Annotated in this window: 22 protein-coding genes and 1 pseudogene; 3 read left to right on the top strand and 20 right to left on the bottom strand. The window is 38.8% G+C overall.

Annotation, left to right across the window (positions count from 1 at the left end; all coding sequences use genetic code 11):
- Positions 1 to 81: 81 nt before the first annotated feature.
- From ACE198_RS14275 to ACE198_RS14255, 5 genes are all read right to left on the bottom strand, one after another.
- A complete protein-coding gene (locus ACE198_RS14275) occupies positions 82 to 1,287 on the bottom strand; it encodes an MFS transporter (RefSeq protein WP_098574643.1) in 1,206 nt (401 codons plus the stop codon).
- Between the two features lie 195 nt (positions 1,288 to 1,482).
- A complete protein-coding gene (locus tag ACE198_RS14270; protein WP_098574644.1) occupies positions 1,483 to 2,214 on the bottom strand; it encodes a TerC family protein in 732 nt (243 codons plus the stop codon).
- A 230-nt stretch (positions 2,215 to 2,444) separates the two neighbouring features.
- Positions 2,445 to 3,566: a YARHG domain-containing protein gene (locus ACE198_RS14265; RefSeq protein ID WP_375376007.1), complete on the bottom strand. Its 1,122-nt coding sequence runs from the start codon at positions 3,564 to 3,566 to the stop codon at positions 2,445 to 2,447.
- Between the two features lie 218 nt (positions 3,567 to 3,784).
- Positions 3,785 to 4,273, bottom strand: a complete 489-nt coding sequence (locus tag ACE198_RS14260) for a GNAT family N-acetyltransferase (RefSeq protein WP_375376006.1) — start codon at positions 4,271 to 4,273, stop codon at positions 3,785 to 3,787.
- 168 nt (positions 4,274 to 4,441) lie between these two features.
- Positions 4,442 to 5,467 carry a DUF3231 family protein gene (locus ACE198_RS14255; RefSeq protein ID WP_375376005.1) on the bottom strand — a complete coding sequence of 342 codons (1,026 nt, stop codon included), beginning with the start codon at positions 5,465 to 5,467 and terminating at the stop codon, positions 4,442 to 4,444.
- 194 nt (positions 5,468 to 5,661) lie between these two features.
- On the opposite strand from ACE198_RS14255, the gene ACE198_RS14250 reads away from it, so the two are divergent.
- A complete protein-coding gene (locus tag ACE198_RS14250; RefSeq protein WP_375376004.1) occupies positions 5,662 to 6,135 on the top strand; it encodes a hypothetical protein in 474 nt (157 codons plus the stop codon).
- A 1,101-nt stretch (positions 6,136 to 7,236) separates the two neighbouring features.
- Here ACE198_RS14250 and ACE198_RS14245 read toward each other — a convergent pair.
- The 5 genes and pseudogenes from ACE198_RS14245 to ACE198_RS14225 all read right to left on the bottom strand — a co-directional run.
- Positions 7,237 to 9,429, bottom strand: a pseudogene (locus ACE198_RS14245) (heavy metal translocating P-type ATPase); the annotation flags it as partial.
- 201 nt (positions 9,430 to 9,630) lie between these two features.
- Positions 9,631 to 9,837 (bottom strand): copper chaperone CopZ, encoded by a 207-nt coding sequence (gene copZ, locus ACE198_RS14240; RefSeq protein ID WP_098574650.1) that lies wholly within the window; start codon positions 9,835 to 9,837, stop codon positions 9,631 to 9,633.
- A 45-nt stretch (positions 9,838 to 9,882) separates the two neighbouring features.
- Entirely contained in the window at positions 9,883 to 11,055 is a 1,173-nt protein-coding gene (locus ACE198_RS14235) for an ABC transporter permease (protein ID WP_375376003.1), read from the bottom strand.
- A complete protein-coding gene (locus ACE198_RS14230; RefSeq protein WP_375376002.1) occupies positions 11,048 to 11,737 on the bottom strand; it encodes an ABC transporter ATP-binding protein in 690 nt (229 codons plus the stop codon). The genes ACE198_RS14235 and ACE198_RS14230 overlap by 8 nt, the downstream gene beginning before the upstream one ends.
- Positions 11,737 to 12,600, bottom strand: a complete 864-nt coding sequence (locus tag ACE198_RS14225) for an efflux RND transporter periplasmic adaptor subunit (RefSeq protein WP_375376001.1) — start codon at positions 12,598 to 12,600, stop codon at positions 11,737 to 11,739. The genes ACE198_RS14230 and ACE198_RS14225 overlap by 1 nt, the downstream gene beginning before the upstream one ends.
- Before the next feature lie 56 nt (positions 12,601 to 12,656).
- Here ACE198_RS14225 and ACE198_RS14220 point away from each other — a divergent pair, with 56 nt between their 5' ends.
- A complete protein-coding gene (locus ACE198_RS14220; protein ID WP_375376000.1) occupies positions 12,657 to 12,968 on the top strand; it encodes a hypothetical protein in 312 nt (103 codons plus the stop codon).
- A 31-nt stretch (positions 12,969 to 12,999) separates the two neighbouring features.
- On the opposite strand, the gene ACE198_RS14215 is transcribed toward ACE198_RS14220, so the two are convergent.
- The 6 genes from ACE198_RS14215 to ACE198_RS14190 form a co-directional block, all read right to left on the bottom strand.
- Entirely contained in the window at positions 13,000 to 13,452 is a 453-nt protein-coding gene (locus tag ACE198_RS14215; RefSeq protein WP_375375999.1) for a hypothetical protein, read from the bottom strand.
- Between the two features lie 200 nt (positions 13,453 to 13,652).
- Complete coding sequence (locus ACE198_RS14210; RefSeq protein ID WP_375375998.1) at positions 13,653 to 14,300, bottom strand: response regulator transcription factor; 648 nt, start codon at positions 14,298 to 14,300, stop codon at positions 13,653 to 13,655.
- Positions 14,278 to 16,791, bottom strand: coding sequence for a PAS domain-containing sensor histidine kinase (locus ACE198_RS14205; protein WP_375375997.1), 2,514 nt, complete (start codon positions 16,789 to 16,791; stop codon positions 14,278 to 14,280). The genes ACE198_RS14210 and ACE198_RS14205 overlap by 23 nt, the downstream gene beginning before the upstream one ends.
- Before the next feature lie 141 nt (positions 16,792 to 16,932).
- On the bottom strand, positions 16,933 to 17,355 hold the full coding sequence (gene fosM, locus ACE198_RS14200) for a FosM family fosfomycin resistance protein (RefSeq protein WP_375375996.1): 423 nt from the start codon (positions 17,353 to 17,355) through the stop codon (positions 16,933 to 16,935).
- A 6-nt stretch (positions 17,356 to 17,361) separates the two neighbouring features.
- Positions 17,362 to 17,571 carry a hypothetical protein gene (locus ACE198_RS14195; RefSeq protein ID WP_375375995.1) on the bottom strand — a complete coding sequence of 70 codons (210 nt, stop codon included), beginning with the start codon at positions 17,569 to 17,571 and terminating at the stop codon, positions 17,362 to 17,364.
- On the bottom strand, positions 17,552 to 17,896 hold the full coding sequence (locus ACE198_RS14190) for an avidin-fold protein (RefSeq protein WP_375376031.1): 345 nt from the start codon (positions 17,894 to 17,896) through the stop codon (positions 17,552 to 17,554). Before ACE198_RS14190 ends, ACE198_RS14195 begins: the two co-directional genes overlap by 20 nt.
- 186 nt (positions 17,897 to 18,082) lie before the next feature.
- Between ACE198_RS14190 and ACE198_RS14185 the strand changes: the two genes are divergently transcribed.
- On the top strand, positions 18,083 to 18,772 hold the full coding sequence (locus tag ACE198_RS14185; protein WP_375375994.1) for a YetF domain-containing protein: 690 nt from the start codon (positions 18,083 to 18,085) through the stop codon (positions 18,770 to 18,772).
- A gap of 50 nt (positions 18,773 to 18,822) precedes the next feature.
- Here the strand turns inward: ACE198_RS14185 and ACE198_RS14180 are convergent, their stop codons facing one another.
- The 4 genes from ACE198_RS14180 to ACE198_RS14165 form a co-directional block, all read right to left on the bottom strand.
- The gene (locus ACE198_RS14180) at positions 18,823 to 19,479 is read right to left on the bottom strand and encodes a potassium channel family protein (RefSeq protein WP_375375993.1); all 657 of its coding nucleotides are present in this window, start codon (positions 19,477 to 19,479) and stop codon (positions 18,823 to 18,825) included.
- Between the two features lie 35 nt (positions 19,480 to 19,514).
- Positions 19,515 to 20,891 carry a TrkH family potassium uptake protein gene (locus tag ACE198_RS14175; RefSeq protein WP_375375992.1) on the bottom strand — a complete coding sequence of 459 codons (1,377 nt, stop codon included), beginning with the start codon at positions 20,889 to 20,891 and terminating at the stop codon, positions 19,515 to 19,517.
- Between the two features lie 57 nt (positions 20,892 to 20,948).
- A complete protein-coding gene (locus tag ACE198_RS14170; protein WP_375375991.1) occupies positions 20,949 to 22,526 on the bottom strand; it encodes a cation:proton antiporter domain-containing protein in 1,578 nt (525 codons plus the stop codon).
- A 248-nt stretch (positions 22,527 to 22,774) separates the two neighbouring features.
- Entirely contained in the window at positions 22,775 to 23,785 is a 1,011-nt protein-coding gene (locus ACE198_RS14165; RefSeq protein ID WP_375375990.1) for a DUF3231 family protein, read from the bottom strand.
- Positions 23,786 to 23,841 lie beyond the last annotated feature (56 nt).

Here is a 23,841-nt window from a genome sequence, read left to right as displayed (position 1 = left end):
CCCCTCCTACTATTCTTCTAATTTACCACAAAAACCTCTCATCTATAAAATTAGATAAGAGGTTTTTCACATGAAGTCTATTTAAGTTAAAGCTTTTCTTTTAAGCGCACGGCTGTTTAAATTTTTTTCATTCCAATAGGCCATTCCGCATGCAATGAATAATAAAATACCTGTTACGATAAAGACACTGTGAACAGGGAAGATTCCACCCAAAAATCCACCAACGATTGGACCGATCATCCCGCCGATTTGGTTGGCTGTTTGGTTTAAACTAAATGCGCGCCCACGGAAATCCTCAGGTGTAGATTTAACAACAAGACCATTAAGAGCAGGAAAAACGGCACAGAAGAATATTCCAAACACAAAGCGCATCAACGAAAATCCCCAAATTTGGCTGAATAATATTTGAGTGATGGTTCCAATTCCACCGCCTAGTAAACCAATAAATAAGACTCGTTGAAATCCAACTTTGTCTGCCCATTTTCCCCAAAAAGGAGCAAATAGCGCACTGGCAATCCCAGGAAGTGAGAACACAACTCCCGCTAGCAGCGAGGCGTTTTCAGACGACCCTCCCAAATTTACAACATATAATGGGAGCACAGGCTCGATAGTCATGATGGAACAACTGGTAACCACCGTGAGGATGAGAACAAGAAAGAATGGACGATTTGTCACGGCCAATTTAAAATCATTTCTAACAGAACCACGAACCTTACTTGGCGTAAAATTTTCCTCGACTACCCAAAAAATAATGAGGAGAGTGGCAAGGAAAACAATGATACCAGCACTGGCAAAGGCCCACCGATTCCCCACTAAATGAGAAATCCCTCCTCCTAACAAGGGACCAAGAATACTCCCTGAGGCCGACGCTGACGAAATAAGCGAAAGAGCGTAACCCACCTTGTTTCCAGGTGTATTGGTACCAATCAACGCGATGGCTCCTGGAATGAAACCACTTAATAATCCCTGCAAGATTCGTAGAACTAGTATTTGATAGGGATTGGTGACAAAAGCCATTAACGTATAGATAGCAAAGAGGGCAAAACCTGCCCGAATAATCATCGGTTTCCGCCCGTATTTATCCGCCATCCTGCCCCAAAACGGTGAGGCGATCGCCCCAGAAAAGAAGGCTGCACTGAATAACAATCCTGCCCACAATTCCGTATGTTCATGTACACCAATTTGCAAAAGGAAAATGGGCAAAAAGGGAATGACCATGGAAAAGCTTGCTGCTGTAAAAAAGACTCCGATCCAAAGCACCCACAAATTACGTTTCCAGTTTAGCATGATACTCCATCTCCCAAGCCTTCATTATATTTGGTAAATTACTCCGTTGTGAATATGGTCTATAATAACATACTAGTCAATTATTTTCATTTCCGAAATATTCGCATATAGAAATTTCAATTAAAAAGACCTGTAGATTCTGCTTGCAATACAAAAACCATCCAAATAAATGGATGGCTTTTTACACAGTACCTATTACAGCGTTTTTTCATTCCCAGAATTTTTTCTGACGTAATGGACAAGGAAGGTTCCCGAGAATACAGCAATTAAGATAGAAAAGAAAACAAATTCATCTAGTTGGTATCCAAATGCAGAAATAATCATTTTAATTGCAATAATGGCTATTAGGACAAAAGCAGTGATTTCAACTTCAGGGACTTTTTCAATTAATATTAAGAATAATTGAGCTACCCCCCGCATCATTAAGATCCCAATCACCCCGCCAATAAATAGGACCCACTCTTGGTTAGAGACCCCAAAAGCCGCAATCACACTATCCATACTAAAAGCAATATCCATAAGTTCCACGGTTAAGACAGTTCTCCAGAATCCGAATTTTTTAGTTTGAACTTCATCCTCACCGTCATTATTCTTGATGAAGTTTTGAACAACAATCCAAAGCAGGTAGTGTCCACCAACTATTTTTATCCAATCAATATTAACTAACGTGACCCCTACGCCGATGGCTAATATACGAAAAAAATACGCACCAAAAATCCCATAGAACAATGCCTTTTTTCGTTGATCCTTAGGTAAAGTCTTCACTAATACAGCTAAAACGAGGGCGTTATCAGCCGATAATAACCCTTCAAGAATAATGAGGGTTCCTATCACTCCCCAACTTGTTGGGTTCGTAAGAACGTCCTTGAGGGCTTCTAGTGAAAAAAACGTGCTATAACTACTGATTAATTCATGTAGAAACTCCATGATTTCTCCCTTTCCATCACACTATTTTATGATCCTTGACCGAAGTCAATTATTTTTGGCTCGTAGTGCTTGTCCTTCAACTTGGTCATGTAATAACTCCTTATTTAAATGTATGTAAAGTAGGAGAATAAATGAACAAAATCATTCCATACTTTAACTCCTAAAACAAAATAAGCTGAGAATAGCCAATATATAGTCGAACAGGCTTTTTCTCAGCTCATTTTAGATGATTATTGGAATTGCTTCTCTCTTTCTTTAATTAACATCACATTATATTTCTCAACGGAATTTAACGAACTGCCATCATAAGAAGGATCAGGAAAGTACCATGATTTTTTTGAAAAGTAAATCCGCAAATCCTCCGACTCAAAAATATAACCATGCCGGGCATAAATTTCATTTCTTGCTAAGCGTAGTTGTCTTGGGGTAAGTAGTTCTAGGTCACTCATGGTTAATTTGACATAATCACTTTCTGGGAAGATATATTCATTGGAAAAATCACGCGGTGGATTACTGTATGATCCACCAAAAACAATCGTATGCATGACAAGCCTTAAATTTTCTTTATTTGTTCCCTCTAGAACCGGAATAGAATACCCACATGACCCTGAGTAATTGATTAAGTCCGATTGTGGCAGGGTAACAGGATATTCACCCACGCAATTATTGCCGACAGCAATGAGCCAATCTTCATCTAGTTCCTGGGATAACGCTTGGGCAATGGCATATACCTCTTTAGCCCATGTTTTTAGAGGCAGTAGGTTTCCATTATCAAAAAGGTCAAAAATACGGGCTAAATCCCGCGACGGAATCTCTGAAGCCGATAAGACAACACCTTCATCTTGACGGTTTACACTCCACTCTCCAACCGAAATATCCCGGCCGGAAGTGAAGATTCGCAAATTATTTAACTTAGCAGTGTAATAGTTTATGATCGATTGTTCACTAGTACCGGTTGCCCTTTCCGGTTTAATTTCCGTAGCTACTTCTTTTTTCGCTGATTGATCCGTATCTTCTTGATTACTTGCTTCATTTTCCTTATTGTTAGAAACGGTTTTGGTTTCATTTTCTTTGTTATTTGCATCTGTTTGGGTGGAATCCTTTAGATTATTTATAATGAAATAGACCGCAATGACAGTTATTACAATCCCTAACAAAGAGATTAAAACAAGTAGGAATCCTTTATTATTCTTTCTATGTACAGAACGCTTCTCAGCCTTTTCTATAAATGTTTCTTTCTCCAGCTTAATAGCGGGAGTTTGCAAATCCGTACCAAGTTTCTCTCCGCAACCTGTACAAAAAAGTTCTGACCCATTTATTTTTTTACCACAATTCGAACAGAATTCCCCCACTTATGAACCACTCCTTTACCAAGAAATGCTACTAAAATATCCCCTGCCTGCCTAAGAAGACAAAGGGATTAATCACCATAAATTTTATTTAGGTGTACGTAGTAATATGTCATCAATTTTGGATGGTCTATTAGCAGTTAGATTCTTGGGGAATAAAAAAACGATTCGAGAGTGTGTCTCCGAATCGTTGGTTGGGCACTATTTTCGATTTAATGGAATTAATCCATCTTTTTACACATATTGTACCAACTGACGCCCCCATGTTGGGAAGCAGATACTCCGCAGTTACGATAGCCATACTTTTCATAGAAGGCTGATAGATCCAGCTTACACGTCAGCGTAATCGTTTCTCGTTTTTTTCTTCTAGCTTCTTTTTCAAGGTGGTCAAGTAAGGCTGCTGCCACGCCGTGCCCTTGAAATTGAGGAGCGACCGCTAATCCTAAAATACTTTGATGACCACCTATTGCTGGATTATTCTTAATCATACTAAATAAGTTATCAGTTATGTAAACTGAGTCGATTACAGGACCATTTACTAATCCAGCGATTTCACCATCCATTTCTGCAACGAAGAAACTATCCGGGATCCGTTTGATTCTCTCTTTGAATGCCTCTATCGTTGCTGCCTCTTCTTTTGAGAAACATAGATTTTCGATGATCTCCAACTGAGTCAAATCTTCCATTTTAACGTTTCGTATCTTGATCATACTATCAATCCTCCACCTATCCTTATTATATTCATAATGTATTAGATAGCAAAAAGGAAGGCATTGATTATAGAGATTCATTTCTTTAGTTTGAAATATTGGGAATCATTTTGATATCTAATGCAAAAAAACCAGGATTACCCTGGTTTAATCATTTCTTCTAAGATTTTAACTGTCCATACCTTCCTTTTTCCCCTTAGCTAAGGTTCGCCGGTCACTTGCTTTTGGCGGTTCCTCTAACCAGCCATTGTCAATCATAAGATTCGCTCCATCTTCAGCATATCTCAAAAGTTCAATCGTTAGAGCAATATATTTTTCCCCGAGATCCCTTCTTGCTGTAACACTTAACGCTGCTCCATAAAAAGCTATAGCGGCTTGAGTCGAGAGCTGAATTTGATACATCATCCATTTATCAGAAAATGGGGATGTGGTCGAGCTGGTTACGTATGATTGCCATGAGACTGGAGAATTTAGCTTTTCTTCACGAAAAATCTTCTCAAAGGCAGCAATATGTTTAGTAGAAATCTCCGTTCCCCTATTAATATATTTTCGGACCTTATCTGAAACAGCTACCTGGCTAAAACCAACCTTTAATGCGATATGCAGGTGCATCTTGTTCATATTAAAAGTAATATCACCAATTTCCAATGATGTTAATGGACGCCGGTCCCCAAACCATCCAGTTAAAAAGCTTTGATGCTTCACAAAATCCACCGCTTCTGCTGGGGCAATAATTGGCGGCCGCGAATAAATACCCTTAGTCAACATCGTATCGATGGTTTTTTCAAAAAGCAGCATCGTTTCAGTATTACATGACATGTTATATTGACGGAGGTCAGCCCTAATCGAAGTGCTGACAGCAAGGGCATATCCTGTTAACCCTTGTAATATCATTATGTAAATATAATAAAGATAAAACGGATCTTGAAACAGACGTGGGGCTTTTATGTTTACATCCTCATCGGTAAAGCCCTGGGGAATTGGAAATTTTTCATCTTTTAAAAACTTTTTCACATGTTCCACATGTCCTTCGGCAATTTCAAGAGATTGTTTATATATGTCACGAATGTCTTGATCTTCTATATGTTCTAAAGCGTATTTTAGGAAGCAAATGGACATTGTATCAAACATATATTGTGTCCAAAGGCTAGAAATTTCTGGAGCAGTTAATCGAATAATAGGGGTTGGTTCCATTTCACTCGTCCTTTACATGATTTGAAAATATATTTCCCAATTATTTACAAACCTATTCTAATAAAATATTGTTTCTTCTCATAGAGGTATAGGAGCCATCACAACACATATTTCAATAAATTTACCGATATGTCCTTTACAGGCTTGTTTTACAAACATACACTAGAACAATTCATCAGTTTGGAGTGAAAAAAATGTCCACACACCTAATTACAAATGTAAGAACTGCATTGGCATATACGGTACAAGCCATCCGTTATGCTGACAATGCCTTAATCCTTTTCCTCGAAATGTCTGATTTCCCCTTACCGGCTAACCCTATTAAAATCCAATACTATCAAGATGTCATCGACCATTTAACAGAGGTGTATCTTGCCATGAAAGGGTTACCCTTTGATACGTATTTTCCAAGTGATCCCATCATTACAGTCGCCCCTGTTGTTGCCCAAGTTCAAGATAATCAACACCTGATCAATCTTTCGGACAATCGGATTTCCTTAGCATTGGACAAGACGGAAGATTCCATTAACTACGTGGATCAAGCGCTGTTATTATGCGCTGACGATGAAAAACTCAATGGACAGCTTTTTTTTATTAAACTTGGTTTAGTAGAAGCACGGGATGCCTTAGTTTCGGGGCTAAATGAACCTGATTTTTTAGTAGGTTAAGTCGCTAGTACTTCGTTAATTCTTTTTAAATCTGTCAATAAGAAGCGAAGCGTTTCCGTCTTGCGCTGAAACGCTTCGCTTCTTATGATTGATTTGTTTTTTCACGAAATGGAGTCAGAATACATGGTCCATTTGAACATTCACCTCAACAAACAATTCAAAACATCCTTTTTTGTAAACAGACACTGAGTTTTATTCCTTTATCTCAATCACAAACGGAAATGCTCTTACCTTTCCATTTTGTTTAAATTCAGCCCAAATTTTATAGATGCCAGGCTTATCGAAAGATGTTTCAAAAATGGGTTCCTCGCTATTGGATGGGTGAACATGAAGGAACTCTTTCCCATATTCATCAAGAATTACCACATGCCCCATTGCACCTAGATAAGGAGTCAAATTGGTTTGATCTAAATCAAAGGATAACGTTACGGGTTCACCTATCTTAAATGAACTTACCTTTAAGGAAACCGTTTCTCCTTCCACCGTTTTGCTAAACTTCGTGTCAGGAATTAGCTCATGACTATATGCAGTATCCTTTGGATCCCCCACGACAAATGGAATTGGTTCTACCTTATATGCAAATTCTGTCGGTTTAATATCGATAAAAGCTTTATAAAAACCATCCGGAAGGGTATTTTTTATCGTAAATTCCCCTTTCCCAGTTCGTTCCGGGTGCACATGATAATATTTCTGCAGTTGTTCATCAACGATGATTAGATGTAGTTCCTTCTCATGATTCACTTCTAACTCGTCAATCGGGTTACCAGCCTTGTCTTTTAAGAAAATCTTGAGGTTGTTTCCATCATTTTGAACAAAAACATTAACCTCGCTGGCTGCATGATTTCCTGAAGCCATTTCATGCCCATGTGTGCTTTCTTTTTCCTGCTGATGACCTCCACTCTTTTCTTGGTTACTTTTGTTTTCACCCATCTCCATTTTATTGCCTTTGCTTTCTGCCTGAGCAGACGTGCCTTGATCTTCGGCAATCCAATGATCATAAGCCTGGAATCCAAAAATGACGATCGTAACATAAAGAATCCCTGCTATCGTCCATTTCCTCATACCTGTCACTCCTTTATTCATGAATTTTTTTTCTTCATTTAGTTTCACTCGCTGTAAACGCAGAGCATTTAACACTACCGATACCGAGCTAAATGCCATTGCTGTTCCTGCAATCCAAGGTTCTAGAAATCCTGCAGCGGCAAACGGAACGCCTACGGCATTGTAAGCGAATGCCCAAAATAAATTTTGTTTAATATTCTCCATCGTCTTTTTGCTCATAAAGATCGCATCAGCGATTGTTCTTAGATCTCCGCGGATGAGTGCAATATCTGCTGCCTCTACCGCTATATCTGTTCCTGTTCCAATCGCCATGCCGATGTCCGCGGTTACAAGGGCTGGAGCATCGTTAATTCCGTCTCCGACCATCGCGACCTTTTTTCCTTGTTGCTGCAGCTTTTTCACTTCCGCTGCCTTTCCTTCCGGCAATACCTCTGCAATGACCTTGTCGATTCCAGCCTCCTTGGCAATGGCATCGGCCGTTCTTTGGTTATCACCAGTGATCATGATGACATCAAGTCCTAAATCCTTGAGTCGCTGGATCGCTTCTTTTGAGGTGTCTTTGATGGTATCGGCTACTGCAATCATCCCTGCATATACCCTATCAATCGCAACAAGCATCGCTGTTTTGCCGGTCTTTTCGAATGCTGTCATTTGGTTGATTTTTCCGTTTAAATCTACTTCGTTCATGCTCATTAATTTTCTCGTTCCGACCAATACCTCTTTTTTATTCACCGCTCCTATTATCCCAAATCCTGGAATCGCCTCGAAATGACTTACCTCGCCAAGCTCGATTCCTTTTTCTTTTATCGCACGAACAATCGCCTCCGCTAAAGGGTGTTCCGATTGAAATTCTGTAGAACCTACCAGAAAAAGAAATTCCGCTTCGTTTATGCCTGGTTCAACATGGATGTCTGTTACCTCAGGTTCCCCTTTCGTAACCGTTCCGGTCTTATCCAGCAATACCGTGTTGATTTTTTGCGTGATTTCTAAATGTTCTCCGCCTTTAAAAAGAATCCCAAATTCAGCGGCACGACCAGTACCTGCCATAATCGAGGTAGGGGTGGCTAAACCAAGACCACAAGGGCACGCAATCACCAGGACAGCAATCATTTTTTCAAGGGAATCCGCTAGCTGCCCTGGACTAATCCAGAAATACCAAATGGCAAAAGTGAGAAAAGCAATCGCAACAACTATAGGTACAAAGATCGCTGATATTTTATCTGCATGACGTTGGATGGGTGCTTTCGAACCCTGTGCATCCTTTACGATTTTGATAATTTGAGCAAGAGCTGTTTCACTTCCCACCTTCAATGCGCGAATTTTTAAAAAGCCATTCTTGTTAATGGTTGCACCAATGACATGATCCCCGACCGTTTTATCAACTGGAATACTTTCTCCCGTCAGCATCGATTCATCTAATGCTGATCGCCCTTCAACTATGACACCGTCTACGGGCACTTTTTCACCTGGCCGGACCAAGACAATATCACCAATCATTACCTCTTCCAAGGCGATTTCCTGTTCAATCCCATTACGGATAATTTTTGCCGTTTTTGCTTGTAATCCCATTAGTTTCTTTATCGCCTCAGAAGATTTTCCCTTTGCTTTTATTTCAAAAAGCTTTCCTAGCACTATAAATGCGATCAAGATGGCACTCGTTTCAAAGTACCGGTCAAACATATTTGTTTCCGGTCCAATTGACTGAATGGAAAGATACAGACTGTAAAAATAAGCGGTGGATGTGCCTAGTGCCACTAATACATCCATGTTGGCACTACGATTGCGCAGGGCTTTAAAAGCGCCTTGGTAAAATTGCCATCCGATGATAAACTGTACCGGTGTGGCAATTGCCAATTGGACCCAGGTATTCATTAGAAAATCTAGAAGATTGATAAAAGAGGTAAACTTAAAATCAGAAGCCATCGCCCATAACAGCGGGGTCGCGAGGATGATTGAAAAAATCACCTGTCCCTTCATTTTTTCCAAATCTTTTTCGCGTAGTTCCGCTATTTCCTCCCCTAGTTTAGGGATGGCCTGATATCCAATCTGTTCAACCTTCTTTTCGATGTCCTCTATGGTGAGCTGAGAAGAGCTATATTCGATTACAGCTGTTTCCAGCGCTAAATTAACATGTACTGTTTTGACACCATCCAATTTTTCCAGCCCTCGCTCGATCCTTGCTGCACAGGCAGCACAAGTCATTCCGACCAAATCGAATTCGACCTTTTCGTTATAATCCATCAACAATCACTCCTTTCTATCGTCAAGTACAATACCCCTGTACTGTATTTAAAAACCAAAAGATTTTTTTCTCTATATCTACATTTTACTTTTTTTCATCATTTTTAAACCGCAAGATGTTTTCGTGTTTCCGCAATTATTTTGCAAGGTGATGAAAAAAACGTACCAATATCATGGCACGTTTTTGCACGTTTATGCAAGATCATATCCCTGTTCATCGATTGTTTCCTTAATTTGCTCCATGGTCACCAGATTAGACTGAAATTCAATTGCTACATTCCCATTTTTCAAATCGACTATCACTTTTTCCACACCAGCTAGACTTCCGACACTGCCTTCTATAACCTTTGCGCAATGCCCGCATGACATCCCAATCACATTTAATTCTACCTTTTTCATAATTCATTACCTCTCTTATATAAATTTTTCTGACAAGCTGCTTTATTAAACACTCCTCAATGCATCAATCGGATTCAGTCTTGATGCTTTCCTTGCAGGAGCAAGACCAAATATTATCCCGATCGCCGCCGAGAATCCCAGAGCCAAGATGACGGTTGAGGCTGACAAGGCGAAACTTGCTCCAATAATCAGGCAAACGACGAACGCGATGAACACACCAAGCAGGAATCCAATCGTGCCCCCAAAAAGTGACATAAAGACCGCTTCTAGTAAAAACTGCTGCTGGATTTGTTTCGGTTCAGCTCCGAGTGCCTTTCTTAGTCCAATTTCCGTTGTCCGTTCCGTAACAGAAACTAACATCATGTTCATAATCCCGATGCCGCCAACCACTAGTGAAATCGACGCAATCCCACCAAGCATCAGAGATAACATCGTTGTTACTTGTTTAATCGAAGAAATCATATCTTCCATATTCATCACAGTAAAACTGTCAGCTTTGTAGTTAAATGCCTGATTTAATACGGATTCAATATCAGTGGTTATTTTTTCAGAGTCATTAGAATCCTTCATATACACATCAACACTTGTAATGTAGCCCGTACCTAGCAGACTCATGGAGGTGGTATAAGGGATAATGACAGCATCATTAGTTGATCCTTCTGAGAAGCTGCTAGATTTCTGTAAAGTTCCGACTACCGTATAAGTAACCCCGGCGATCATTAACTTTTTCCCAATCGGATTCTCTCCCCAAAATAATTCGTTAGCAATATCGGAACCTATCAGACATACTTTGTTTTCACTATTGATATCTAATCTATTTAATCCTCTGCCAGTTTCAACCAGGTCTTTTGTCTTGGAAAAATACACATCATTTTTGCCTTGAACCAAAACATCTGTTTTTTCACTGCCGTTATAGACCACATTTGTGGTTCCTGTAAGAGTTGGTGAAACTCCCGCAACATCTTCAATTTCTGCCAGTTTTTGAATATCCGTATCTAGTAAACCTTTTTTGAGCGGTGTCCCGATGGCCTGAACTGAGATTTTATCTGCACCAAAGGATGAAAACTCACTGGTCATCCCATTCATGGCGCCTTTTACGATGGTAATTAGCGCAATGATTGAGGCCACACCAATCACAATCCCTAGCATCGTGAGGAAGGATCGCATTTTGTTATGAATAAGATTCATCCAAGACATCTTAAGATTTTCCTTAAACATGAACATTCTCCTCCTTCAGATTTCCGTCTAATATGTGTACAATCCTACCTGCATTTTTCGCAATTTCTATATCATGTGTAATCATAATAATGGTTTTTCCTTCTTCGTGTAGTTCATGAAAAAGCTCCATAATTTGCTGACCGGTTTTTTGATCGAGCGCTCCAGTTGGTTCGTCAGCGAGTAAAATAGTCGGTTCGGTCACCATTGCTCTCGCGATGGCTACGCGCTGCTGCTGTCCTCCTGAAAGCTGATTGGGGCGATGATGCAGTTTATCACCCAGCCCAACCCTTACCAGCATGTCGCGGGCTCTTTGTTTGCGGACTTTTTCAGATACCGTCGCATAGATCAGAGGAAGCTCAACATTTTGGATTGCACTAAGTCTCGGAAGGAGTTGGAACTGCTGAAACACAAATCCAACCTCCTGATTACGAATTACGGCCAGTTGTGACTCATTAAGTTCATCCACTTTTTGATTCGATAATGTATAGTCACCGCTGGTGGGTGAATCGAGACAGCCAATCATGTTCATCAGAGTCGATTTCCCTGAACCTGAGGGCCCTAAAATGGCAACGAAATCACCTCTATGAACTGTGAGATTGATGTTATTTAAGACCACTTGATCTTCATCGCCCATAAAGTAGGTTTTGGTTATATGCTCCATTTTGAGGATTTGCTCATTCATTATTCATTACCTCCATGCATCATGGCTGCATCGGAATTGTTTTTCTCTTGATTCGGAATGAGGACAACCTCGCCAGCGTCCACTCCGCCCTTAATTTCCACCGTCGTACCATCATTAATGCCGGTTTGGATAAATTGCTTTTTTGCCATCCCTTTTTCGGTTGGGATTAATACATAAGGTTTATTTTTACTATCAAATTGAATGGCCTTCATGGAAAGGGTAATGACTCCCTTAGCAGATTCCTTCAAAATTTTAGCTTCGGTACTCATACCCACTTTAATCATTTTGTCTTTAGGTAGATCAATCGTTGCGGTGAAGTATGAAACCCCATTCTCATTAATGGCTTCTTTAGAAATGGCAGAAACGGTACCCTTTATTTCTTTTTCAAGCGCATTAATGGCAACATTGACTTTTTGCTCCACTTTTAGGTATTTCAAGTCATATTCATCGACCTTTACATTTGTTTGTAATGTGGAGTAGTCGACAATATCGATAAGCTGTGCTCCTGACATGACTTCTGCGTTTTTCTCGACATGAATTTTGGAAATCTCCCCGTCAAGGGCTGCTTTAATTTTGTCTCCTTGTTTTGTGGTCAATAAGACATCGCCTTTTTCTACTTGCTCCCCGACTTTCACTTCAATTTCTTTAATCTGCATGGCAGTATCACTCATCATCGTCTTCCTGTTTTTTGCTTCGACGGTGCCTGAAAAGGTGTAATATGTGGTAATATCACCTGTTATTGCTTTTTCTTCTTCAAGATCCCCCGATTCCTTTGGCATAAATAAAAAGCCAGTTAGGAGAACCGCTGCGATCAGCCCAACCACCGTCCATATGACAAACTTCTTTTTACTCTTCTTTTTCATTTTCTTTCCTCCCGAATGTTTTTTGTTTGGTTCCTGCTTCGTATGGGGTTTTTCTTTTGTTTTGGATGATTTCATTGTACGGCGTTTCTATTCCATCAAAACCGCAGACTTTGAGAGAAGCACCGCAGACTTTTGGGGTAAGACCGCATGTGGCTTGCAGTTTTCTTTGTAAAAAGGGGTTACTCTCGGATCATTTGAATTTACTCTTGGATAAGGGGCAAATACTCTCGATAACGGTTTTACTGGCGGATGACGCGAGTTTACTGGCGGATGGTTACTCGTTACTGGCGGATGACATAGAGTTAATGGCGCATAACCCGAGTTTACTGGCGATAACCAATCTCCAAGTAAGCAAAAAAAAGCCTTAACTCTATATGTTAAGGTTTTTACTACTCTTAGTTAGATAATTACAAGCCCACCAGCTGCGACCACGAACAATAGTAATATATCTAAATATAATGGCAAGAACCAAATAGCAATGGCAATCCAAGCAAACAGAAGGGCTAACGGGCTCGTGGTTCTAAGGAAGAGATGAGCAAATCGGTAACTTGAACGGATAAAAGGTGTAGCTTCTAACAACAAAATCGTAGGGTTCAAAATCGAACCATAAATCAATGGGATGACAATGTACAAGGAAAACTCTGTCTTCAACGACATTTCCAATAGAAAAGCTAATCCCAATGCGAAGCCTTGCATAAAAAAATCTATATGGGCTGATTTTAGTTTTCTAGAATTCGTAAAAACCTTATTCATTGGTGAACTTTTTTGATAAAATACGGCTGCAAGCGGCAGCGATAATACCATTCCAATCATAAACGAGAACAATCCCCACTGTAATAGTTGAACATTCATTTTCTATTACCTCCTTTTAATAAAACCTCAATATAAATACAGCTACAATAAAATCAAATATGGCGCATAGGAGTGGATGAAAACATCATATTTCAACAGACGACAATGCCAACCGCAAACCTATATGGACTTAACGCAAAAAATTGCGGGTTTACCGAAAATCACAAGAAAAGGACCGGCATACGCCGGTCCCATCCTCTCTAATATAAATCTTCTGTTGGCAGAATCCCCAGTCCTTTAGCTTTTTTAATAGCTTCCACCCGTGAGTTGACATTTAATTTTTGAAAAAGTTCGGTCAGACTGTACTCCAATGAGCGCTGACTGATTAGCAAGGTCTTGGAAATTTCCTTATTACTATGTCCCTTGGCTAACTCGCGCAGAAGTGTTTCTTCCTTTTTTCCAATCGTTGTTTTCTCATTGGCACTATCCCCTTGCACAATGATCTCCTGACGTCTAAGCTGCTTAAGAAGTTGCATCGGAATAATCGCCTCTTTCCTCGCGGCGCTGCGGATTGCCTGAACTAGCTGTTCTCTGGTCGATGTTTTCGAAATAAAGCCAGACACGCCTGAATCCATCAGCAAATTAAAATGTGGTGCAATATCAAATCCCGAATATATGAGAATTATGGCGTCAGGAACATCTTCGAGCACTTTTCGTGCTAAATCAGCCCCATTGATATTAGGCATATATAAATCAAACAAGATGACGTCAAAACTTTTTAGACGGACCAAATCCGGGACAAGATAAACGTCCGTTTCAATCGTAACATTCATATCTGGTTCTGACTCAATGAGCATCTTTGATCCTTCGACGACGGATCTATGATCATCCACCAATAATATTTCCATAGTGATCACCTTTTTGCGTTGTTATAGTTGGAATGGTAATATCCATATGAAAGCCCTCTTGAGGAGCAGAATGAAACTCCACTTTCCCCTCTAAACTAAGGACACGATTCTCAATCCCAGCTAAACCCATATGTTTAAACGAGCCGCCAAAGGAGGTTAAATCGATCCCGACCCCGTTATCACCATAAGAAAAATGAATATAATCCTGTTTGCTGATCAAATTCATTGTTACTTTCGATGCTTTCGAATGTTTGGTGGCATTATTTAATAGCTCCTGAACTATACGATACAAGCCGAGGATTTGATCCTCATTTAATGAATGGATTAAATCCATGGCAGTGAAGTCAATCTCATAATTAGAAAACATGCGGGCATACGAAAACAGACTCTTTAAAGATTCCACCAGCCCCATTTTTATGAGAAACGGCGGGCGAAGTTCATTACAGGTAATGCGAATTTGATGAATGGCGTCAAGCAGTCCTTCTTCAATTTGCATTAGCTCTTCCTGAATCTCATCGTTAAACTTTGATGTGGAGCGTAATGATTCCAGTTTACGGTACCAAATAATAAGGTCCTGCAATACAGAATCATGCAAATCGCTGGAAAGAGAAGCCCGTTCCTTTTCCGAAAGTCTAAACAAGAGCCGGAGCATCCATTTAGGGGTCTCATTGATACTTACCATGTCCTCAATGCGTTTCATCAAATCTTCAATAAATCCAAGATTATCATATAAAATCGTGACATAATGAACGGCCGTTTCAAGCCACTCTTCCTCTATTTTTTTCAAAGCTTGATCAGTGCTAATCCTTAAATAGATAAGCTGATCCTTTTCGGCAATTTTTACCCATTTTTCCTTTTGGTTACCTAGAGATGCTTCCTTATTTCTTGGAACTTTTTCAATGGATGCACTTGTAACTGCCAATACTTTCTTAACCTCATCAATTAAACGATTTTCTAATTCAGAAACTTTCATAACGTTCGCAAGATCATGGGAGAAACGATTAATACTTTGCTGAAGCGTCTTATATCTTTCTTCACTTTGGATTAGCTCTAATTCCTCTTTTTTACGCTCAGTTATATCCTTAACCATCCCATGTACACCCATTAATTCACCATAAAGGAAGATCGGAACAAAGGAAATATTAACAACGCGAGGATCCGGTTGCCTATAGCGTACAATCCTGCATTCAATGTCTCTTGATTCATGGGTTTGAATGACTTCCGAGAGAACTTGATAGATAGCCAAGTGATCTTCATCATAAATCAACCCTATTAAACAACGATCTGGCAATTCGTCTATTTTGATACCTGTAATTTTTTCAAACGATCGATTAGCATTGACAAAATTAGCCTTTAAATCAATGGAAAAAACTCCATCCAAATTGTTCTCAAATAACGACTTATACCTTTGCTCACTTTCTTCTAATGCTAACTCCGACCGTTTTTTCTCCGTAATATCCAACATCAACCCATCAAGACGTTCGACTGCGCCTGTATTGTCCAAAAACGGGTGGACGATCAGCCTTCCCCATCTAGTTTCATTTTCAATATGGGTATAACGAATGACTTTGTTTACAGGTAGACCCCTATCCAAGTTCTTCTTTACTTCCCCCATTAGCATCAAATTATCCTCTGGGTGGATGTGGTCATGTAGGCGAATCGGGTTATGCATAATTTCATGTCTAGGAATTCCCGATATTTTTTCAATGCTCTCTGAACAAAAGGTATAATAGCTAAAATCCTTATCCGTTGACCATACTGCTGCATTAACACTTTCTAAAATATTTTCTAATAATTGTTCAGCCTTTTTTCGTTCAGTTATATCACGTATCACCGCAACTACATATTTTACATTTCCGAAACTATCGAACACAGGTTTCACCTTGGTCTCAACATGGAGCAGTGATCCTTGGGCGTGAATGGCACGATATTCCATTTTAATTTCTGTTTTGGTTTGGACTGCTTGAAAATGCAAGTCACGAATTCGCTGCCTGTCCTCAGGATGAATTAAGTCAAAGGCGTCCATTCCTTCGTATTGTTCCGCTGTGTAACCAATCATCGAATAAATGGATGGTGATACATAACGAACAATCGTCCGTTGATCCACGAGTACGATTACATCAGATGTGTTATCTGCGACAATTTTATACCTTATATCTTCGTCTAGGAGGTGTTCCATGGTGGATTTTTGTATAATGCCAGTATAAGCAATTGGAGTTGATTCGTTTTCATTAATAGGGATTAATTGCAGTCTTACAGAGATGACGGAACCATCATGACAATAAACAACAAAGGGTTCATGCTCTTTCTTTTCTATAAAGATTAAGTTGGTTAAACCATCATCCCATTGTTTTTGGTCCGAACCAAAGAATTTTTGAAAAGCTTCGTTTACCCATAAAACTTTATTATCAAGTCCAATGATATACATCGCATCTGGCATTTTCTGCAGTAATTGTTGCGCGCTTCGTATAAATTTTAAGTCCGTGCTCATTGCCTACTCCTTTCAATAAGAAAGAATTTCCAGATAAATTCTATATGTTCATTATAATGTAGGTAATGCGGTGAAAACACGCAAAAAATAGGGGGAGGTCCGCAAAAAAGAAAAAGCCTCCAAATGCTGGGGCTGAAAAAGCTATCTGTAAATTTCCATATGAGGTTTTTCTTGTTTATAATAATCCAAGCGATCCTGTAAAGTACCTGTGTGAAACTCAAACTTATGCCCATCCAAGTCCGTAAAGTAGATGGACTTCTTGTCTTTTTCATCCCTTGGACGACCTGGTAAGATAGTAACATTCAAATCTATTAGTTTTTGAACCATACGATCAAACTCTGCTTCCTCAATAGAAAAGGCTATATGTGTGTAGGATTGCTGAATTTCATTTCGGGGGATATCTTTCTCCACATTGAGAGCTAGCCACATCCCATTTAGATCAAAATAGGCCGTGCTTCTTCCTTTGACCAACAGCTTAGCATCAAAGACATTCTTGTAAAACTCAATAGATTTCTCCAGATCCGAAACGGAAAATAAGAAATGATTGATACCTTTTATGGACACGAATAATCACCTCATATTATCAGGCTTCAATTTTGGTTTGATAAAAATTTGGTCAATGATTGCCAATACAATGACGATAACTATCCCAACGATTATATTTAACCATTGAATTGCCATTAATATACCAAGCGTAATTGACCCATACAAACGTATTGATTCAATTAACTTTCTATGCTTTTCCATGCGATCATCCTCCTTATCTAAACACTTCTTCAATAACAGATTCCCCCTCGGTATGCTCACCGTCTGTCCATTTCCACTTTTCATGTAATCTAATTCTTCCATCGGGAAGAGTTTCTGGAATCGAGCAGCACTTCCCGCCTCTAATTTCGTTTTTTGTGTTCACATGGTTATATCTAAATTGTAAATGGCCATTTTCCTGAACTATTCCAATCAGCGTCCCCTTTACGATCTCTCCGCCGCCATATGTAGCTGAAAGTATATTTCCTTCTTGTTTGTATTCAAAAAAGGTACTTGTTGATACATCTCCGTTTGCTGTATTTTCAACAGATACAAATATCCGACCATTGTAATTGATCACCATTACCTTTTAACCTCCTTAATCGTTATAATATTCACATATTTTACCATATATTTTACATTTTCAAGTAGCTATAAATATAGAAACCTATTAATTTTTTTAAAATGGTTCACGTTAGAATAATCGCTCTGTTCAAAGAACATACTATCAAATGAGAATTGTTGGATTATATTGGGAGAAAAATTGATGTCAGAAACTGTTGAGATTATCATTCGAACGTTTACTTCATTTATATTATTATGGGTATTTGTCCTGGTACTCGGTAAACAAACGATTGCCCATAAGACGTATCACCTTTATATAGCTTCCATTACGATGGGAACAATAGCAGGAAATCTAGCCTTTAATATTAAAATTAGATTTCTTTATTTTATTATAGCGATGATCCTACTGGGTACGGTTGTTTTTATTCTAAATCAAGTGGCCTTACGAAATCCACGCTTAAGGAAATGGATCGCTGGTGAGCCTGCAATCTTAATTCAAAATGGAGAAATTCTTGGAGAATCAATGGAACGAATGCATTATTCGCTAGATTCTCTGCAACAAGCATTACGCGGCAAGGATATTTTCAACATTGAAGAAGTAGAATGTGCGATTTTAGAAATAAATGGCTCACTGTCTGTCTTAAAAAAAAGCCAATACCTATCCACCACTAAAGAAGATTTAAAGCAATTATCCTCCTCTGAGACGGTACCGGTCGAGTTGATTTATAATGGGAAAATATTATTTGAGAACTTAACCAAATCCAATTACGATGAAAAATGGTTAATGGGAGAACTAAAAAAGAGAAACCTTGCAGTTAATGATATTTCGTATGCTGTGATAGGGACCAAAGGAAATTTGTCCATTGATTTAAATGACAACATAAATAACTGATCATAAAAAGACATCCCACCAATGGATGTCTTTTCGGTAAAAATGAAAGGTTATTTAAGATTTGCCAACTTATTTAGATCATCACGGTGTCCAATGACTACTGCCTTATCCCCATTTTGAATAAGATGTTCCGGAAAGGGTGAAATGATTAAATTTTCATTACTTAGAATGGCAATGACATTCACATTATATTTCGCACGTAAATCCAGTTCACGTAAAGTTTTTCTAGCCATACACGGTGGCAGCATGATTTCTTCAATATTGTAATCCTTTGAAAGTTCTATATAGTTCAGGACATTGGGTGAGAGAAGTTGATGGGCTACACGTTCTCCCATATCTCTTTCAGGATGTACAACCCAATCGGCACCTACTTTTGTTAAAACTTGTCCATGGCGTTTATTCAGAGCTTTTGCAATCACCTGTTTCACGCCCATTTCTTTTAAAATTAAAACTGTTAAAATACTTGCCTGCATATCATTGCCGATGGCAACAATAACATAATCAAAATTACGAATTCCAACCGCCTTCAGTGATTCTTCTTCCGTTGAATCCAGGACAACAGCATGGGTAACTAATAATTTACCTTCTTCGACTCTTTCTTCATTTATATCAATTCCCATTACTTCCTGATCTGCTTCAATTAGCTTGGATGCGATACTCGTACCAAATCTCCCTAACCCAATTACAGCAAAACTTTGCTTTACCATAAGTACGAAACACCCCCTAATTAAAAAATGAAACTCTAGCCGATTAAGATCTTTTCTTCTGCATATCTAACTTTTGCATCTTTACGAGTATTTAAAAGTGCAAAAGCCATCGTTAAAGGTCCAAGCCTTCCAATAAACATCATGATGGAAATCAAGACTCTACCGAAGGGTGACAGGTCGGGTGTAAAATTAGCGGACAAACCTACTGTTCCAAAGGCAGAAATGGTTTCAAACAGCAGTTTGCTCATATCAGCTTTTTCGGTAAAGGTTAATAAGAAAAAAATAAGGAAGATAAAAAACATTCCCGCCACAACAATCGATAATGATTTATTGACAAGTTCCCACGAAAGCCTTCGTTTAAAAATGTTCACTTCATCTCGATTGGTAACCACCGCCCAAAAAGCTAAAATAATAATGGCAAAAGTGGTCACTTTAATACCCCCACCAGTAGACCCGGGGGACGCACCAATAAACATAAGCGCCATCATGAAAACAAGGGAAGAAAGATTCATAGCTCCAATATCAATCGTATTAAAACCGGCAGTCCGTGTTACAACGCCTTGAAAGTAAGATGCCCAAAGCTTATCATCAAATGACAGCTTCCCAATAGTTCCAGAATTATTATATTCTGATAATAAAATGATGAATGTCCCAACGATGTTCAGTAATAGTGTCATAAGGAGGGCGACTTTCGAATGAAGGGACAATTTGCGAAAGGATCTTTTATGAAAGAGATCGAGAATAACGGTAAAACCAATTCCACCCGTGATGAAAAGAAGGGTTATCATGATATTAACCGTCGGATCACCCACCCATTTACTTAAGTTGTCTGATTCAAGACCAAACCCTGCATTATTAAAAGCTGAAATAGAATGGAAAATACCATAGTAAATGGCTTTCCGGAGCGGCATGTCAAAGGACCAGCGAATGGCTAACGTGATAGCACCAATTAGTTCGACAATAAAGGTAATGATGATGATCCGTTTTACTAAGTTGACTACCCCCGAAAGAGAAAACACATTTAATGAATCCTGAAGTAATAATCGCTCTTTTAATCCAATTTTTTTCCCTAGGATAATAAACAATAAGATACCCGTAGTCATAAATCCCCAACCGCCTATTTGGACTAAACAAAGAAGAACAATTTCACCAAATAAAGTAAAGGTTGTTCCTGTATCGACCACAGCCAGCCCTGTCACACAAACAGCTGAAGTAGCCTCAAATAAAGCATCAATGAAACTAAGTCCCCGTCCCTCTTCATAGGTTGCAATCGGTAACATAAACAGTAAAGTCCCCAATAGAATTAAACATCCGAAACCGATCACAAGGATTTGGGCAGGATGCAAACGAACTAAATTCCCTTTTCTTCTTATTAATTTCACAATATGGACTCTCCCTCTATACCAATACATTGGAGTACTATTTTTATGTTTTACCCTAATGTCTATGTTTATGATTACATATATTAATTAATGTAAATCCTCTAATTCCACGATCTTGTCAGTAATAAGGTTATGTTCAAGCTCTGCCACTTCATTTGAGATAATATCTTCTTTGACCAATTTCTCAATTGCTTCGTGCTGTGCATATAAGGCATGTTTTTGTAGGATCGATTGTTGTTTTTCTTTCAGACTGGGATACTTTTTAAAAAGTTGCTCCATTTTGCTCTGTAATACAGAAAGTTCTTGTTCATATTCCGTAATCACCTCTTTAGCTGCTGTTTCGGTGATGAACAAATTTTTTTTAACGGTGTGTATTTCATTTATGGCTGTTTCAAATCTATGTCCCCTTGCAATCAGTTCTTCATATTCCTTATCCCCTTCTTCTTTTTTATTAAGCCCTAAGACGGATAATAGCGGTCTAATAGATATTCCTTGAAATATTAAAGAAAACAATACCACACTAAACGCGACAATTAATATATCTTCCCTACCGGTAAATTCATGAGAAAGACTTAAAACAAGTGCTATGGATAAAGAGCCTTTTAAACCTCCCCAGTTGATCACGTGTTTCCAGGGAGTTGGAAAATTCCTGGTGAATAATAGACTTAGATAAACTGCCATACTTCTGGCAATGAGCACAATCAAAATGGCAAGAAAAACTAAACCCCATTTGTCCGCTAAGTTAATTTTAGTTATTTCCAATCCAACCATTAGGAAGACGACTGAATTGGCTAAGAGTGCTGCAACCTCCCAAAAATTATTAATATTTAGCTTCGTCGTCGGGCTCATTCCAATACTTGCTCCATAATTTCCAAAAATCAGTGCAGCGACAACAACCGCGATGACTCCTGAGGCATGGACGGCCTCAGCTAGTAAGAATGAACCGTAAAAAAGGAGCACACTAAAGATAATTTCTAATGGATAATCGTCAAAGTAACTAGTTAGTTTAGAAAAACCATATCCAAGTGCACCGCCAATGATGAGTCCAAGGGAAATCACTTTAATAAATTCCCATAATCCATATCCAATCCCGACTGCCCCAAGATCAATATATGTAAGTAAATAGAAAGCAGAAATTTTAAATAGGACGACCGCCAGTCCATCATTAAATAAACTTTCTCCCTCAATGACAGTTGCGAGCCTTTTATTTACGCCAACGCTTTTAAAAATGGAGATCACACTGACAGGGTCAGTGGCACTCATTAGAGCAGCAAACACAAATGCGGTAGGAATCGAAAAATCTAAAAGCCATATCGTAGAAAAACCGACAATAAGAAAGGATAACAGAGTAGCTCCAAAAGCTAAAGCAAGAATAGGACCTTTATTCTCTTTTAAATGGGAAAAAGGAAGCTTTAAAGCCGCTTCGCCTAATAAAGCGGGCAAGAAGAGTGTAATGATAACAAAGTTAAAAACCTCACCTTCTGTAATAAAATCCTTTAAAGGAGATAATGCTGGAATGTTTACCAGGCCAATAATAGTCCCAACTATAACTAAGGCAATTGGATAAGGCTGCTTTAATTTTTTAGAGATGGCTGTGATACCAGCTGCGATCATGATTAATGTAAGTCCAAGTTCGAAAATATGATGCATATCTATATCCTCCACCTGATTCCCCCCTTATAAATTAATAATGTCCATTATGTGTACAACCTATCATTTAATTTTCCTCTAAAACTCAATGGTGCCATTTCTCTACGTGTCAATTTCTATAGGTATATTTAAAATCCTATTTTTTACATAAAAAAATAGATATTAATATTAAGAAAAGGGATCGCGTTAGCGCTCCCATCTTTTATACATTATTGTATAGACATCAAAGGTTTGAGTTTATCATATTGAATCTCTTTATACCCTCATTTATTCCTCATCGCTAATTCCGCTCTATTTTCGGCTAAAGGAGGTTGTTCCAGCCAACCGATATCAATCATCATGTCGAGCCAATCGTTTCCTATTTTTACGTCACCAGAAATTGCCATCATATAATGCGGGGTTAAATCCCTCCTGGGAGACGATGCCCATCCCGTTCCGTAATACACCATCGCAGTTGTAAATAAAAATCCGACTTGATACATCATTAGCTTTTCAGAAAACGGAGAAGTGGTGGAATTCGTCACTTCTGCTTCTAAAGTGGGTGGTGCAGGCAGATTTTCCTTATTTAAAAGGTCATTGAACATTTGGATGTGGCTGTCTTTTGTTTTCAATGCTTTTAATAGAAAGTCTCGAACGTTCTTAGACTGAGCGACTTGCCAAAAGGCCACTGTGACGGCTTTCGCCATTATGCTCTTCTTCAAATTAAAATAAATATCGGTAATTTCAATACAACTTAACGGTCGTTTTTCACCAAACCATCCCGCTAAAAAGTTTTCGTTTTTCACATAATCAGGTTTTTCAGGTGGGTAAACCACAGGGGGACGATAGTATAAGCCTTTTTCTAACAAAACATTCTTGGTCCGATTACACAATTCAACGGCAGATGCATTACAACGCGTGAAATATTCACGAACGTCCTGTCGAGCACTTGTGGTGATCGCGCCGCTGTACCCATGACAGCCATGGATGGTCATAATATTTAAATAATGCAAACACAAAACATCAGAAAAAAGACGTGGAGTGTTTGGTATCAGGTCATGATTCGTAAATCCGATTGGAACTGGAAAACCTTCTTGGATTAAGAACTCTTTTATTTTCTCTAAATGTTGGGTACCAAGAGACATTGCATATTCAAAAACATCTCTGATTTCCTTGTCTTCTAGGTGTTCCATCATATGTTGGTGAAAGCAAATCCCTGCTGTTTCGTTTAAATATTGTGTCCAGAGGGCAGCAATCTCGGCGGAAGTCAATTTGGTTTTATGAATGGAAGACACACAAGACACCTCATTGTTTTTTTCATAGATTGTCTTACATTTCATTGAAATATACT

Source organism: Neobacillus sp. KR4-4, from assembly GCF_042136325.1.
GTDB lineage: Bacteria > Bacillota > Bacilli > Bacillales > Cytobacillaceae > Neobacillus.
Note: the sequence above shows the minus strand (reverse complement) of the source record. Positions and strands in the feature narration are given on the sequence as shown.

What these genes read in the sequence shown, in the direction of transcription:
- ACE198_RS14275 (WP_098574643.1), bottom strand. Translation starts at nt 1,287, where the DNA reads ATGCTAAACTGGAAACGTAATTTGTGGGTGCTTTGGATCGGAGTCTTT.
- ACE198_RS14270 (WP_098574644.1), bottom strand. Translation starts at nt 2,214, where the DNA reads ATGGAGTTTCTACATGAATTAATCAGTAGTTATAGCACGTTTTTTTCA.
- ACE198_RS14260 (WP_375376006.1), bottom strand. Translation starts at nt 4,273, where the DNA reads ATGATCAAGATACGAAACGTTAAAATGGAAGATTTGACTCAGTTGGAG.
- ACE198_RS14255 (WP_375376005.1), bottom strand. Translation starts at nt 5,467, where the DNA reads ATGGAACCAACCCCTATTATTCGATTAACTGCTCCAGAAATTTCTAGC.
- ACE198_RS14250 (WP_375376004.1), top strand. Translation starts at nt 5,662, where the DNA reads ATGTCCACACACCTAATTACAAATGTAAGAACTGCATTGGCATATACG.
- copZ (WP_098574650.1), bottom strand. Translation starts at nt 9,837, where the DNA reads ATGAAAAAGGTAGAATTAAATGTGATTGGGATGTCATGCGGGCATTGC.
- ACE198_RS14235 (WP_375376003.1), bottom strand. Translation starts at nt 11,055, where the DNA reads ATGTTTAAGGAAAATCTTAAGATGTCTTGGATGAATCTTATTCATAAC.
- ACE198_RS14230 (WP_375376002.1), bottom strand. Translation starts at nt 11,737, where the DNA reads ATGAATGAGCAAATCCTCAAAATGGAGCATATAACCAAAACCTACTTT.
- ACE198_RS14225 (WP_375376001.1), bottom strand. Translation starts at nt 12,600, where the DNA reads ATGAAAAAGAAGAGTAAAAAGAAGTTTGTCATATGGACGGTGGTTGGG.
- ACE198_RS14215 (WP_375375999.1), bottom strand. Translation starts at nt 13,452, where the DNA reads ATGAATGTTCAACTATTACAGTGGGGATTGTTCTCGTTTATGATTGGA.
- ACE198_RS14210 (WP_375375998.1), bottom strand. Translation starts at nt 14,300, where the DNA reads ATGGAAATATTATTGGTGGATGATCATAGATCCGTCGTCGAAGGATCA.
- ACE198_RS14205 (WP_375375997.1), bottom strand. Translation starts at nt 16,791, where the DNA reads ATGAGCACGGACTTAAAATTTATACGAAGCGCGCAACAATTACTGCAG.
- ACE198_RS14185 (WP_375375994.1), top strand. Translation starts at nt 18,083, where the DNA reads ATGTCAGAAACTGTTGAGATTATCATTCGAACGTTTACTTCATTTATA.
- ACE198_RS14180 (WP_375375993.1), bottom strand. Translation starts at nt 19,479, where the DNA reads ATGGTAAAGCAAAGTTTTGCTGTAATTGGGTTAGGGAGATTTGGTACG.
- ACE198_RS14175 (WP_375375992.1), bottom strand. Translation starts at nt 20,891, where the DNA reads ATGTATTGGTATAGAGGGAGAGTCCATATTGTGAAATTAATAAGAAGA.